At 47.5% G+C, this 14,897-nt stretch carries 13 protein-coding genes; 10 read left to right on the top strand and 3 right to left on the bottom strand.

Annotated elements, in window-relative coordinates; all coding sequences use genetic code 11:
• Window positions 1-86 precede the first annotated feature (86 nt).
• Entirely contained in the window at window positions 87-1,307 is a 1,221-nt protein-coding gene (locus IEY13_RS05710) for a FecR family protein (protein WP_188950971.1), read from the bottom strand.
• A 71-nt stretch (window positions 1,308-1,378) separates the two neighbouring features.
• Window positions 1,379-1,960 (bottom strand): RNA polymerase sigma-70 factor, encoded by a 582-nt coding sequence (locus IEY13_RS05705; protein WP_188950970.1) that lies wholly within the window; start codon window positions 1,958-1,960, stop codon window positions 1,379-1,381.
• Between the two features lie 175 nt (window positions 1,961-2,135).
• On the opposite strand from IEY13_RS05705, the gene IEY13_RS05700 reads away from it, so the two are divergent.
• The 6 genes from IEY13_RS05700 to IEY13_RS05675 all read left to right on the top strand — a co-directional run bounded on the left by IEY13_RS05700 (window position 2,136) and on the right by IEY13_RS05675 (window position 7,344).
• Window positions 2,136-3,545 (top strand): MBL fold metallo-hydrolase, encoded by a 1,410-nt coding sequence (locus IEY13_RS05700; RefSeq protein ID WP_188950969.1) that lies wholly within the window; start codon window positions 2,136-2,138, stop codon window positions 3,543-3,545.
• A 148-nt stretch (window positions 3,546-3,693) separates the two neighbouring features.
• Window positions 3,694-4,467, top strand: coding sequence for a DUF4382 domain-containing protein (locus tag IEY13_RS05695; RefSeq protein ID WP_188950968.1), 774 nt, complete (start codon window positions 3,694-3,696; stop codon window positions 4,465-4,467).
• A 125-nt stretch (window positions 4,468-4,592) separates the two neighbouring features.
• On the top strand, window positions 4,593-5,762 hold the full coding sequence (locus IEY13_RS05690) for a tetratricopeptide repeat protein (protein ID WP_188950967.1): 1,170 nt from the start codon (window positions 4,593-4,595) through the stop codon (window positions 5,760-5,762).
• A gap of 115 nt (window positions 5,763-5,877) precedes the next feature.
• The gene (locus IEY13_RS05685; protein ID WP_188950966.1) at window positions 5,878-6,255 is read left to right on the top strand and encodes a putative quinol monooxygenase; all 378 of its coding nucleotides are present in this window, start codon (window positions 5,878-5,880) and stop codon (window positions 6,253-6,255) included.
• 48 nt (window positions 6,256-6,303) lie between these two features.
• Window positions 6,304-6,729, top strand: a complete 426-nt coding sequence (locus IEY13_RS05680; RefSeq protein WP_188950965.1) for a DUF1810 domain-containing protein — start codon at window positions 6,304-6,306, stop codon at window positions 6,727-6,729.
• 48 nt (window positions 6,730-6,777) lie between these two features.
• Window positions 6,778-7,344 (top strand): outer membrane beta-barrel protein, encoded by a 567-nt coding sequence (locus tag IEY13_RS05675; RefSeq protein ID WP_188950964.1) that lies wholly within the window; start codon window positions 6,778-6,780, stop codon window positions 7,342-7,344.
• 41 nt (window positions 7,345-7,385) lie between these two features.
• On the opposite strand, the gene IEY13_RS05670 is transcribed toward IEY13_RS05675, so the two are convergent.
• Window positions 7,386-7,628 carry a hypothetical protein gene (locus IEY13_RS05670; RefSeq protein ID WP_188950963.1) on the bottom strand — a complete coding sequence of 81 codons (243 nt, stop codon included), beginning with the start codon at window positions 7,626-7,628 and terminating at the stop codon, window positions 7,386-7,388.
• 138 nt (window positions 7,629-7,766) lie between these two features.
• On the opposite strand from IEY13_RS05670, the gene IEY13_RS05665 reads away from it, so the two are divergent.
• The 4 genes from IEY13_RS05665 (at window position 7,767) to IEY13_RS05650 (ending at window position 14,896) form a co-directional block, all read left to right on the top strand.
• Window positions 7,767-9,164, top strand: a complete 1,398-nt coding sequence (locus IEY13_RS05665; protein ID WP_188950962.1) for a gluzincin family metallopeptidase — start codon at window positions 7,767-7,769, stop codon at window positions 9,162-9,164.
• Between the two features lie 221 nt (window positions 9,165-9,385).
• Complete coding sequence (locus IEY13_RS05660; RefSeq protein ID WP_229687750.1) at window positions 9,386-12,412, top strand: SusC/RagA family TonB-linked outer membrane protein; 3,027 nt, start codon at window positions 9,386-9,388, stop codon at window positions 12,410-12,412.
• 6 nt (window positions 12,413-12,418) lie between these two features.
• A complete protein-coding gene (locus IEY13_RS05655; RefSeq protein ID WP_188950961.1) occupies window positions 12,419-14,092 on the top strand; it encodes a RagB/SusD family nutrient uptake outer membrane protein in 1,674 nt (557 codons plus the stop codon).
• 51 nt (window positions 14,093-14,143) lie between these two features.
• Window positions 14,144-14,896: a 3-keto-disaccharide hydrolase gene (locus tag IEY13_RS05650; RefSeq protein ID WP_229687748.1), complete on the top strand. Its 753-nt coding sequence runs from the start codon at window positions 14,144-14,146 to the stop codon at window positions 14,894-14,896.
• Window position 14,897 lies beyond the last annotated feature (1 nt).

Genomic DNA, 14,897 nt, shown 5'->3' with positions numbered 1-14,897 from the left:
AACGGTTTCAGGAGTGCCTTGCCCGCGCTCCTGTTTTTGTTTACAGACGCCTGAGTTAGTTTTAGTACGCTGATAATGTCATGCTGTTACGGGGTTTGTTTTTGGGGTATTACAATGATAGTTTTGTTGTTGGTTTTAAAACGTACGGCTCCGGTACCTTCCAGCATTTTCAGCACCCTGGCTACCGGCGCACTGCGGGGCAGCTGCCCTTCAAAATCCTGCCCTTTCAGCTCCGATGCATATTCCACCTTTATATCATACCAGCGTGCCAGCTGCCGCATTACCGTACGTATATCCATCCGGTTAAAGAAAAACATGCCGTTCTTCCAGGCCATTACCTGCTGCACATCAGCCTTCACCACTTTCAGCGCCTGCGCCTCCCTACCCCACTGTGCCTGGTACCCCACCTGCGGCATCACCGCCTGTAAACGGCCCGCTGTGGTAGCGGCACTTACCCGTACGCTACCCTCCAGTAAGGTGGCCTGTACCTGTTGCTCCTCATCATACGCCATAATATTAAACGCTGTACCCAACACCTCCACACTCATAGTACCACCGTTTGCTGCCACCTGCACTTTAAATGGCATGGCTGCGTTAGGGGCTACCTGAAACCAGGCTTCTCCTTTCAGTTCCACTTTTCTTTCGTTACCGCTAAAACGTACCGGAAAACGGATAGAAGATGCGGCATTCAGATACACCTCCGAGCCATCAGGTAGTATTACCTGGTATTGACCGCCACGTGGCGTGGTAAGAATATTATAAGCATTAACAGGCGTTGCAGCTCCGTTATCGTTGTAAGCTATTTTATCGCTGTTCAGGTTTATTACAGTTACACCCTGCTGTTGCGCCAGCGTATCAGCAGTTTGCGTACTGTCCAATACCACCACCTGGCCATCGGCCAGTGTAAGGGTAGCCCTGCTGTAACCAGGTACAATAGTTTGCTGTACTGCCAGCGGCACCGGCTGCTTTTCATCGCCTGCCAGCCACAGCCACACGCCCCCCAGGCACAGCAGCAACACAGCAGCAGCCCATACCCACGTGGTAGCCCGTCTCCCCCTTGTTAACGGCACTACCGCTGCCTCTGCCGCCATTTGCTGCCGTATGCCCTGCCATAGCGCCGTGCCGGCTTCCGGAGAAAACACCGCCTGCGCCGGTTCAAATTCATGGTACGCCTGCTCCATCAGCGCCCCCAGCTCTTCATCAGAACATTGGGTGGCAATCAGTTGCTGCAGTTCATCCTTTTCCGCAGGCGTAATATCCCGGTGAAAATGACGCAGAAACAGGTATGTAATTCTTGCTTGTGCCATGGGTGGTTATAGTTAAAGACGCAGCACCGCCCCGGGCGGGTGACAGGCCGTTGTATTTTTTTTGAAAAAAATCAGCGCCACAATACCACCAGTAATACCGCTGCGGGAATTTTATCCTGCACATGCGCTCTGATGGCTTTTACCGCCCTTTCCAGATGGGTTTTTACCGTATTGTCTGTTATATCCAGCTTTGCAGCTATCTGCTGGCGCGTAAGGCGGTGGTAGCGGCTGAGTACAAATATTTCCCGCTGCCGCTCAGGCAGTTTTGCAACAGCTTCTTCCAGCCAGGCAGTATACTGTTCGCTGGTTTCGTCCGGCGCCTCCTCCGGCTGTTCCAGAGAGGCCGCCCACTGCAGATAGCGGGCACGTTCGCTGGCATGTTTGCGCAGGTAACTCAGGGTTTGGTTGCGCAGTAAAATAAACAGATAGTTGGTAAAGCTGCTCAGTTGCGGCAGCGACTGGCGTTTCAGCCACAGTTTAATGAATACGTCCTGTACAATTTCCTCCGCTACAGGTATCGAATCGGTAAGGCGGAATACATACTCCCCCAGTTGCTGGTGATAAGCCTCAAACAGCTCCCCAAAAGCCTGCTCGCTATCTGCTGCCACCTGTTGCAGCAACAATGGTTCATTATGCACGGGTTGAATTGCCAAGACCCGGCAAGTTAGTTTTTAATTTGAATAGTTGGTTCGTCGTCCAGGGAACGGTATAAACAGATAGTGTGGTTATTAATGCCCATAAAGCCCCTTACGTATACACCGGCAATATCTTACAGCGCCTGCTTACGTCCCGGCATGATAAATGAATTTTACCAGGAAAACACAAAGCATGCGGATAGGATTTTATGGAGCAGCACAAATGGTTACCGGCTCAAAGCATTTGATTACACTGGAAGATGGAACGAATATTCTGCTGGACTGCGGCCTTTTCCAGGGTGCAGGACCGGCCACAGAAGCACTGAACCAGGCGTTTGGTTTTGATGCGGCAAAAGTGAACTATGTTATTTTATCGCACGCCCATATTGACCACAGCGGCCTGCTGCCTAAGCTGGTAAAAGAAGGCTTTACCGGTAAAATTTATTGCACCGCCCCCACCCGGGCGTTGGCAGGTATACTGTTAATGGATTCGGCCAATATTCAGAAACACGCCACCCAGCACACCGCTAACGGCAAAGAAGAAGTACCTTCTGATCCCTTTTACGATACGGACGATGTGAAGGCTACCCTGCCTTTGTTTGAAGTGCTGGAATACAATGCCTGGCAAACCTTGCAGCCCGGCGTGGAAGTAATGCTAACAGATGCAGGACACCTGTTAGGCAGTGCAGCAGTGCATTTAAAAATAACAGAAGACGGCATTACGCAACAGGTAACCTTTAGCGGAGATATAGGCCGCTACCGCCATCCGTTGTTATGCCCGCCGCAGGAATTTCCGCAGGCCGACTATATTATACTGGAAAGTACCTATGGTTCCAGCCTGCACGATCCGCTATTCAGCGCTACTGACGAGTTAATGAAGCTGATACAGCATACCTGTATGCGCAAAAAAGGTAAACTGGTAATACCTGCTTTCAGCCTTGGCCGCACACAGGAATTGCTGGTACACCTTAAGCAACTTACCCTGGAAAAACGCCTGGCAGATATACCGGTAATAGTAGACAGCCCACTAAGCCTTGCCGCTACAGAAATATTTGCAGAATACAGCGATTGTTTAAACGACAGGCTGGCAACCCTGTCAGAAAACGGAGATAGTCCTTTCGATTTCCCCAACCTGCATTGGACCCGCTGTGTGGAAGATAGCCTGAAAATAAAAGGCATTACAGAACCCGCCATTATCATTGCATCCAGCGGTATGGCCGATGCCGGACGTATAAGACACCACATTGCAGATACCATTGAAGACCGTAACAATACCATACTATTGGTAGGTTATTGCTCCCCGGCCTCTCTGGGCGGGCAGCTGTTATCCGGCGAAAAAATTGTTACTATTAACGGACAGGATTATGAAGTAGCCGCTAATATTGCCAGCATCAGCAGCATGAGCGCCCATGGCGATTATGATAACCTTTGCCAGTTTCTCAGCTGCCAGAAATCATCCGGGGTAAAGAAGCTGTTTCTGGTACACGGCGAACAAAAAGTACAGGAAGAGTTTCAGAAAAAGTTACTGAACAAAGGGTTTGCTGATGTGCATATTCCGGCGCTGAATGAAGTGTGTTCATTGTCTTCGCCTGTGGCGGTGTAGCAACATAAATCTTCCGGCTTCCAGCTGCTGTTAAAGTCACTTTACATATACAAAAACGCAATATAACTCAGTTCCCTTATTCCAGGCAGCTAACCTTGCTTTACCATTTCTGGCCCGGTTTTACGTAAGGGGAAGGTAAATTGATGATATGAAAAAGCTTCCCCTTCTTCTGGCGCTTGCCTGCCTTTTTATGCTGGGCGCCTGCAGTAAAACCGATGAAAACGGCACCGCACAGGTAACAGTGCGACTTACCGACGGACCAGCCGCTTATGACCATGTGTACATTGACATTCAAAAGGTAGAGGTAACTATGGAAGGCAGCAGTGCAGTTAACATAGCTCCGGTACGACCTGGCATTTACGACATTCTTGATTTTAGAAACGGGCTGGATACGCTGTTGTTCCGTGCCAACCTGCCTGCGGGCAAAGTTGGCCAGATAAGGCTGATACTCGGCACCAACAATTCTGTAGTTGCCAACGGAGTAAGCTACCCGCTTAACACTCCTTCTGCTCAGGAAAGCGGCCTGAAGCTGAATCTGCATGAAAGCTTTGAAGCCAACGGCGCTTACACTATCTGGATTGACTTTGACGCTGCCAAATCAATTGTGGTGACCGGTAACGGCAGCTATAAACTTAAGCCTGTAATACGTGCCTACAGCGAAACCACTAACGGACAAATTAAAGGTTATGTACTGCCCCTGACAGCAGGAGCTACGGTGTATGCAGCATCAGGTACAGACACCCTTTCTGCTATACCCGCATCTGCAGACGGATACTTTAAAATCAGCGGTATACCCGCAGGTACTTGTAAAGTATGGGTAAACCCTGCTGCCGGTAGTACGCTGCTGCCCTTTGCTAAAACAGGTATACAGGTCGTTTACGGTACGCAGGTTGATCTGGGTACCATTACCCTGGTTCCTTAATATATTTTCAGGTAATATACTCCGTAAACAGGGCCGTAGCTTTTCGCTGCCGGCCCTGTTTTTTTATGCATTATTGGCCGTTTGAATAATGTTATTTACATTCATTTTCAGTAAATACCCTTTACATGAAAAAGCTGCTATTTATTATTTGCATAGCCGTATGTACCTGTTCTGCCTTTTCACAAACCACCCAGCAAATTATCGATTCAGCAAAAGCCTGCATTTCGCGGGAACAATACCTCTCGGCCTTCAGTATATTGGAACAAACTGAAGAATCGAACGCCAATCTGGTGGTGGCGGTGGCAAGCCTGATAAATGACTACCAGACCGGCTTTACTGTAAACCTGGATCAGTGGAAGCTGGATGATAAAGTAAACGGCAAAGCCGTTAAAAGTGAGTTTGTAAAAGTACCACTGGAAAATATTTTATGGTCCGCAGCAGGGCAATACCCTACTGACTGCCGCATACACAAAGAAATTTATAAGCTTTACGTGTATGTATTTAAACACCGTGGTGCTTATCTGGAGTTGAAAATGCTGGGCGAGCTGAACAATGCCATTGAAAAGCAATTGCACCCGCAGTGCCCCGATTACCGCTCGCTGTATATTATGGGCTATTGCTATAATGCAGCAGGCAGGCTGCAAACAGCCATTGGCAATTTACAGAAAGCTATTGCGGGCAATACAAAATTTGCACCGGCCTATCTGGAACTGGGTAAAGTGTATCTGCAGGCAAGCGAACTGCCTAACGCTATAAAGCAGGCCAACACCGCCTTTGAACTTTATACCGAAAAATCAGATAAAAGCCGTGCCGCTTTACTAGCGGGGCAGGCATACGAAGCCAACAATGAAAATGCAAAGGCATTAAACAGCTACCTGCTGGCAGACAGTTTGTACCGGAAAGAATTTTTTACCCAGCGGGCCTTGCTGAACATGTATGTAAAAACCAGCAACGAAAACGCACCGAAGGCGTTGAACAGCTTTGTAGGCGCCCAGGGGCGTGATAACCTCTATGCTTATATGGATGCCTGCGATATATATCTGAAACACAATCACCCTATGGATCTGGCGCTTTATTGCCAGAAAGCACTGGCAGACTACAAGGGCAGAACGGGTGTTGAAAGCTGCCTCAACTTTACCCTCGGGCTTATATACAAGAGCATTAATCCCGATATGGCGCGGCAATATTTTAAAAAAGCCAAGGAACAGGGCCTGGAAGCCAGCCGCTTTCCCCCGAAAAGAAACCATCCGGATACCGCCAAACGGATAGAAGAAGCATTTAAATGGGTGGGATAATACAGCGAACAATTAGTGCAGGCAGCGGTTGAAGTATCACACGTATCTAAGTGTATTATTAACCAGATCCAACGCGCGCAATAATCTGCTGCGCAACTATTTAAATACGCACTGTATGCGATTTTTTGTTACAGGGGTAGTTCTCTGCTGCATTTTTGTTTGTTGTAATAACCGGCAGTCTGCCGAACCTCAGGAGCACGTGCGGCTGTCCAGGCTGATAATTAAAAAAAATGAACTGGGCAACTACAAACAGCTACTGGAAAAACATATTGAACATTCTAAAAACAACGAAGCAGGCGTAAAAATCCTGTATCCGGTTTTTGAAGCAGGCGCGCCGCACAGGCTCACCATGCTGGAAGTATACGTATCGCGCAAAGATTATCTGCACCATCTGAAAAGTGCACATTATTCCAGATACAAAAAGGAAACCGCCCATATGATTGAGGCGGTGGAAATGCTGGAGGCTATGCCGTTAATCCCGTTTAAAGACTGATGGCCCTGCTTCCTGTTATGCAGGCGCGATTTTTTCATAACATTGTGCATGACACTGCACGAAAAATATAACCTGCAACGCTTTACTGATGCACAGGAGCGTGATTATATTACAGCGCTAAATGAAATAAAAGGTGGCCGTAAACGCAGCCACTGGATGTGGTATATATTTCCTCAGATACACGGACTGGGCCGTAGCGATATGGCGCAACGCTACGCTATTAAAAACCTGGAAGAAGCTACAGCATACCTTGCCCACCCCGTGCTGGGCAGTCGCCTGATTGAAATAAGCACAGCACTACTGGCATTACCAGGTAACAACGCTACCCACATAATGGGCAGCCCGGATGATATTAAACTACATTCGTGTATGACGCTGTTTGCGATGGTACCCGGCGCGCCTGCGGTTTTTAGCGAGGTATTGGTTAAATTCTTTGGTGGAAAGCAGGATTCCGGCACCCTCGGTTTGGTGTAGTTATCCTTATCTTTACCCCGCTACAAAGCTGACTGACCAATGAAGCGAATGAAGTTACTTTTACTGCTGTGCTTGTTCCAAAGCATACACGCAAACGCCCAGTACTTCGGATTCGGGTTTAAAGGCGGCACCAATCTTACCAGGTTTGACAATGGTTTCGGGCGTTCAAAAAACAACATTCCCATTCATTTTGGTACTATGACCTACTTTGGTATCAACGGGCACCTGGGTATGCAGCTGGAAATATTATACTCCCGGCAGTCAGCCAACTTTTCACTGGACACCTTTGATTTCCGGGTAAAAGTCAACTATATCACCTTCCCCCTGCTACTACGCTACAAACACCCTTCCGGCTTTTTTGCCAATGCGGGCCCGCAGATAAACATGAAAGTATCACAATCGCTGGAAAACGTAGGCATACCCTGGGAGGCTTCAGAAGTAGAATATGCCGCCAGCCTGGGTGTTGGCTATCGACACCCGGCCGGTTTGGGCATTGAATGCCGGTATGTAAAATCATTTACCAAACAGGATATTATTCCAGACACAGGCAAACGCTTTGGCTTCCGGCCGTATCTGTTTCAGGTATCGTTAATATGTTTGTTACTGTTTGACTAATGGGCGGGCTTGCGATGGTATAAAAGAAACCGTGTTGCTATTTAGCCTCTTGATTTCAGTTCTTTTTCCAGCGCTTTAATATGCATCATCGCAGGCTGTAATGTTACCGGTAAAGCAATTAGTGGAACAAATAAAGCAACGTTGGACTTTTTACCATAAAAAGAGATGGCAGCCCCTAAAAGCAATATCCACATAATACCTACACCGGTTAACACACCCTTAAACAGTTTTTTTCTTTTCAGCAGGTCTTCGGTACTAACTTCTGACAGTTTGTTTTGGCTCATGTACTGATTTTGCACAAAAATGGGGGTTCTACCCTTTAGCAGCAATAAGTCAGAAATTTATGACTACCGGCCATAGTCAACTTTTTCATACTACTTGCCTGATTATATTTTTTTCCTGATATTTATTGCCTTAACATTATGAGAAGAAGCATATTCATTTCTGCTATTGCATTGATAGCAACTACAGCGCGTGCACAGGAAAAGGCGCCACTATTAACAGGTAAAGTAAATATTTCCATTCAGGATGGCACTTTCGAATGCGACTTAACCCTCAGTGATATTCCACCCGTTAAAAATTATTTTATCCGGCTTAACTCCGGCATGAACCCGCTTCATTTCAGAAGCAGGCAACCGAACGATTTCCTGATAGGTTACGACAAATCTTTTGCTGACACCACTTCTACCGGAGAGTCCAATGCCTACTTTTTTCCCGACAACACCCGTAAAGGAAAATTTCTTCCGGCAGCAGTACAGATAAAATACGTTGGCAGGTTTCCGGTAGTAAAAGATACGTTGACCAACTACAGTGCTAAAGACTGGAAAGGCAATATAGCCTTTAATCACAACTCGGTAAGAGCAGATGGGGTACAGTCAGCCTGGTATCCTGTACTTTATGATGCCGGCAACGACAAAAGCTATGAAAACGTCAGATACGAACTGGACATTACCTGCAAAGATTGCAGCACCTTATATATAAACGGATCTGTGCCCGAAAAGAGAAGTACCGCACATTTTAAAAGCGATGTTCCGCAGGAGCTGGTTCTTTTCTGCGGCAACTATAAGTATTCTAACATAGGCAATACCTATGTATTAAATCCGGATATTACTGCAACACAGATCGCTGAATTGAGCACGTTAACCAATAGCTATAAAAAGTTCTACACAGAAAAACTGGGTATTCCTTTTGAGCAGGCTGTTACGTTTATTCAAACAACCCCAACTTCTGCACGGGATGGATGGATGTTTGTAACCTACCCATCTATAGTTAGTATAGGCTGGGGCGACAATGGGTTAAAAAGTCTGTTTGATCCTAAAATGCAGCATTGGTACCGTCCGTACATTGCGCATGAACTGGGGCACTATTATTTCGGAAACTATAAAGTTTTTAATGCTGAACTGGGCGATATGATGAGTGAAGGGTTTGCCGAATACTTATCCTTAAAGCTTACGAAAGAAATTATTGGCAAAGAAGTATATGATCAGAAAATGAAAAGCAAGCTGTTGGAGCTGGAAGAATTTAAGGCGGTTCCCTTCAGCAATATCAGATCCAAAGCGGATTATGATGACCGGGAAGTATATGTTTACTATTACGCGCCCGTGGTTTTTCTGGCAATAGAAAAGGAAATTGGCGAAAAGCTGATGTGGAAATGGTTGAACACGGTATTGACAACCAATGCCACTTTTACCAACTACGCCTTTCTTACCACAACTTTACAGCGTACCATAAACAACGAAGCTACCTTTGACAAAATCAGGAAGCAGTACCTGGAAAGCGAAAAATCGCTTGAAAATGCAATCAGCAAACTAGCAGAATAAAAACAGGATTCCACCACCTTGTTACATCCCCATGCAATGGCACTGCTACCGGTGCCTTTGCATGGGGATTTTGCATGAAAAAATGAGACAAATCGACATAAGCTTGAACAAATTATAAAGGTTCCATTCGGTTACTTTGGGTTAGAATGCTTTGCCTGACACGAACGATTGCTGGCATGTATTTGCCGGAACAGTTTAACTGAATAACTTAAATACAGAATATGAGAAAAGGGTTATTGACTTGCCCATGTATTGTCCATTTTTCACCAATTATTCCCTGTGGCCTGGTTACCCTTTTGCTGGTAATGGCCTCTGTTTGTATAGTACGGGCCTCGCCCTGCCGTGGCCATCTGGCACAAACGGTAAGCGGCAAAGTAACCGACGAAAACGGGCAGCCCATGACGGGGGTAAGCGTGCTGGTAAAGGAAGGCAAGGCGGCCACCCAAACCAACGCAGCAGGCAATTATACGCTTACGCTTGCCACCCCCAACAGTATACTGGTATTTTCAGCCGTTGGCTACGAAAAACAGGAAATACCGGTAAACGGCAGCGACACTGTTAACGCGCAAATGAAGGCCATCAACAACTCCCTTAACGATGTTATTGTGGTAGGCTATGGCACGCAGAAAAAAAGAGATGTTACCGGCGCCGTAGTAAGCGCCAACCTTACCGACTTTAAAAATGCCCCCAACGCCAATATAGCACAGGCATTGCAGGGTACGGTGCCCGGTTTAAACGTAGGGCAGGTAAACAGCGCAGGCTCTACCCCCAATATTTCCATTCGCGGGGCCAATACTATTTCAGGCAATTCCCGGGTGCTGATTGTACTGGATGGTATTCAATACAACGGTTCTTTTGAGGCCATTAATCCGGATGATATTGCTTCTATTGATGTATTAAAAGATGCCAGTGCTACCGCTGTATATGGCGCACAGGCAGCTAATGGCGTATTACTGATAACCTCGCGCCGTGGTAAAAAAGGCGATAAACCCAGAGTTGCTATTTCCAGTTCTTATGCCACCCAAAGCCCCAGAGGCAATATACGCCCCATGAACCGGGCGGAGTATCTGCAACATATACGCGACCTGTATTATGAAGAAGCTTATCTGGGGCCGGATTACACGCAGCCCAACCCCAACTTTAACATAGCCAGCCGGGTAGACCCCTCTTTAAAAAACACATCTGACCAGTTGCTTCCAAACGATTTCAGCTGGTGGGATGCGGGAACCCGCACGGGAAGTATAGCAGACCATCAACTGAGCGTATCGGGTGGCGGCGATAAAGTGAACTATCTGATATCCGTTAACTATACCGATCAGAAGGGATTTATCCGCAACGATGACTTTAAAAGAAAAGGCATACGGGTAAATCTGGAAACACAGATAGCCAGCTGGTGGAAAGCAGGCATTCAATCGTTCGGCTCCTTTGTAAACAAAGATGGTTCTGAACCTTCCGTAGGCGGGCTTTTTACATTTGCCCCGCTGGCAGTGCCTTACGATACTGCGGGCAGGTTAATTCCCTACCCTTTCAACACCAACCTTACCAACCCCTTCCATGGCTATTATACGGATGATCTGGAGCGGCACAACTACTTTTTTGCCAACCTGTATACAGAAATCAGTATACCCTTTATAAAAGGCCTCAGCTACCGCCTTAACTACGGCAACAACTACCGTATTAACCAGCAATACAACGCCAGTATTTACGGTGCCGGTTTAACAGGCAGCGCCTCTAAAGAATTTGAAAGCTATTACGATTATACGCTGGATAACATTGTTACCTACAACCGCGCTTTTAAAAAGCATGATGTGAATGTAACGCTGCTTTACGGAGCAGTGGAACGCAACAACGATTACACCCTGTCTAACGCCAACGGCTTTTCCCGTTTAACGCTGGGCTATAACAGCCTGGAACTGGGTACCAACCGCTTTGCCAACTCCGATGCCTGGAGCGAGGCGCTGGCCTATCAGATGGCAAGGGTGAGTTATAAGTATGATAACAAATACCTGCTTACCGCTACCCTGCGCCGCGATGGCTTTTCCGGCTTTGCAGCCAATCATAAGTACGGTACTTTTCCGTCTGCAGCACTTGGCTGGATAGCCAGCAATGAATCGTTCATGAAGGTTTCCTGGCTGGATTACTTAAAGGTGCGGGCAGGCTACGGCATCAGTGGCAACCAAACCAGCCGCTACTTCTCCCTGTCGCGCGTATCTTCCGGCGCAGCCTATGTTTTTGGCGATGGCGGCAGTACTGTTTTTGGTCAGCAGGTACAATCGCTCGCCAACCCCAACCTGCGTTGGGAACGTACCGCAGGCATCAATGCCGGTGTAGACTTTGCGCTTTTTCAGGATAGGTTAAGCGGTAGCCTGGACTACTACCAGACCGATACAAAAGACTTGCTTTTTAACGTAAACATTCCCGCCATTACCGGCTTTGGCACCATCAGCACCAACGTAGGTAACATCAGAAACCGCGGTGTGGAATTATCGCTCACTTCCAAAAACGTTGATCTGAAAAACTTTACCTGGAGAACTACCGTTACGTTTTCCAGAAACGTAAACAAGATACTGCAACTGATAGGCTCCGGCGATATGACGGCCAGCAGCCTTTTCATTGGCAAATCAATCAACAGCTTATACGGCTACCAGGCCAATGGCATTTACCAACTGGGCGAAACGCCGCCTGCCGGTTATTATGTAGGTACTTACCGGGTAGCAGATAATACCAAAGATGGCAATATTACGCCGGCGGACCGGGTAATACTGGGATATGGCGAACCTGCCTACCGGATAAGTATGCTCAATAGTTTTGATTACAAAGGGTTTAGCTTTACCATCTTCTTCAACTCGGTACAGGGCGGCAAAAACGGCTATCGCGGCAGCAACTCACCCACCAAAATACGCGACGACAACGGTGTACGTAACAACTACCAGCATACGATTGATTTCTGGTCGCCCCGTAACCCCAATGGTAAATACGCACGGTCTGCTGTATCCCCTACTATTACTCCAACCATTTATCAGGACCGGAGTTTTATACGCCTGCAGGATGTTTCTCTGTCGTACCGGTTTACCGGCGCATGGGTTAACAAACTAAAGTTTCAGAACCTGAACCTGTATGTAAGCGGTAAAAACCTGGCCACCTGGACCAACTGGGAAGGCTGGGACCCCGAAACCAACCAGGGCCTTACCAACGATGGCAGGCCGGTATTAAAAGGATATTCATTGGGCATTAACGCAACATTCTAATTGATTATGAAAAAAATACTGATACTTCTGCCCCTGATAGGTGTAAGCCTTTTTTATGGTTGCAGCGGCAATTTTCTGGATGAAAAGCCACTGGACTTTCTCAGCTCGGGCAATGCTTTTATCAATATCAACGACTTCAATGCTTCGGTATACAACCTGTACGATCTTACGCGTAAAGAGTTTTACAACAGCGGTGAAAGACGCCCGTTTGATTACCTGTTTGGTACCGATCTGGTATTTGACGGCCAGCCGGAAGTAGACCGCCACACCAATATGGCTGCTGCGTATGCGCCAACGGGCAATGTAAACATTGCCCTTACACACTGGACCTCTCTGTATAAAATTATATCAGAAGCCAATACTATTCTCACCCGCATACCCGGCTCTGCCATGTCAGAGGCCGATAAAACCATTACCGAAGCCAGAGCCCGTTTTTTCCGCGCGCTGGCCTACCGCACGCTGGTGTACCTGTATGGCGGCGTGCCGCTTACCCTGGAAGAAGTAACCTCCCCCAGAACCGATTATGTAAGAGCTACCAAAGCAGCAGTGCTGGAACAGGTTATAGCAGACCTTACCATAGCGGCCACCAACCTGCCTGCGATAAGCAAAGTGCAGGATGGCGAAATTAACAACCTTGCCGCCAGCCACCTGCTGGCAGAGGTATACCTGGCAGCGGGCAAATTTCAGGAAGCCGTTACAGCTGCCACCGCTGTTATCAGCAGTGCTGATGTAAACCTGATGCAAAACCGCTTTGGCGCCCGCAGCACGGTTACACCGGGTGATGTGTACTGGGATCTGTTTCAGCGCGGTAACCAGAACCGCAAATCCGGCAACCGTGAAGGGCTTTGGGTTATTCAGTTTGAAACAGATGTACCAGGCGGTGGCACCGTATCTACAGGCGTATCAGGCTCCTATCAGTTTGAGCGCACCTTCGCGCCGCAACTGGGCTCATTACGGGTGGGTTCCGGCACGGTATCGCCCATTTTATATCCGGTAAGCGATTACTCCGGTGGCAGAGGCATTGGCTGGGCTATCTCTACCCACTACTTCAGCGATGTAATATGGCAGAGCGATTTTACCAACGATATCCGCAATGCCAACCACAACTTTGTACGGCAGTTTACAGCCACCAACCCCGCATCGCCCCTGTATGGCCAGACTATTTCTACCCAAACACCACCCGCAGGTGTAAAGGTGCCTTCCAGAACATTTTATGCTTATCAATCTAAAGTAACCACCCCGGGCGACCATCCGGACGGGCTTTTTGCAGATAAAACAAAGCTGCTGCTAAAATCGAATGCAGGTGGCACCTATGCTGATCAGTACATGTTTCGCCTGGCAGAAACCTATCTGCTGCGTGCCGAAGCCTATGTGGGTTTAAACATGCCCGGCAAGGCGGCTGATGACATTAACGTGGTGCGGCTGAGAGCCAAAGCATCACCGGTAGCGGCGGGAGATGTAAACATGGAATATATACTGGACGAACGGATGCGCGAACTGGGCCCGGAAGAAAAACGGAGAATTACACTGATGCGCCTGGGGGTATGGTACGACCGTGTAAAAAAATGTAACCCCTACTACAGCGATGCCCTGGCTAAATACAACCTGTGGCCTATACCTGCCGCAGAAATAGAAAGAAACATTAACGCCAAACTGGAGCAGAATCCGGGATATGATTAACACAAATCAAAAAAAAATTAATAACTTAAACAACTTACAAATTTCAGCTCCATGATGATGTCAATGAAAAAAACAGCAGCCTTGTTGTATTTCGGAGGTTTGCTTGCCACTATGCCGGTATCGGCCCAAAAGCTTAACACACTCAGCAAACAGGAAAAAGCAGAAGGTTTTAGTCTGCTATGGGATGGTAAAACCAGCACCGGCTGGCGAGGCCTTTTTAAAGATAAGTTTCCTGAGCGCGGGTGGAACATGAAGGATGGTGTATTAACCATACAGGGATCCAACGGCCAGGAAGAAGGCCTGGGCGGTGATATTGTTACCGAAAAAGAATATGCCGCCTTTATACTGAAGTTTGATTTTAAACTAACAGAAGGCGCTAACAGCGGTGTAAAGTATTTTGTAACGGAGAAAGAAAAAACCAGCTTATCCGGCATTGGCCTGGAGTACCAGGTGCTGGATGATGAGCGCCATCCCGATGCCAAACTGGGCCGCAACGGCAACCGCACCCTGGCCTCGCTGTACGACCTTATTAAAGCCGAAAAAACAGACAGCATTACCAAACCCATTGGCGAGTGGAATAGTGGCGAAATAAGGGTATACCCCAACAACCATGTAGAGCATTGGCTGAATGGTGTAAAGGTGGTGGAATACGAACGCGGCTCTCAGGCATTTAAAGATCTGGTAGCCATCAGCAAGTATAAAAAATGGCCTGAGTTCGGCACCGCTGCACAGGGGCATATTCTGCTGCAGGATCATGGCAACACCGTATCCTACCGCAACATCAGGATTAAAGAACTTAAATAAT

This window comes from Filimonas zeae (assembly GCF_014641615.1).
Lineage (GTDB): Bacteria > Bacteroidota > Bacteroidia > Chitinophagales > Chitinophagaceae > Filimonas > Filimonas zeae.
Note: the sequence above shows the minus strand (reverse complement) of the source record. Positions and strands in the feature narration are given on the sequence as shown.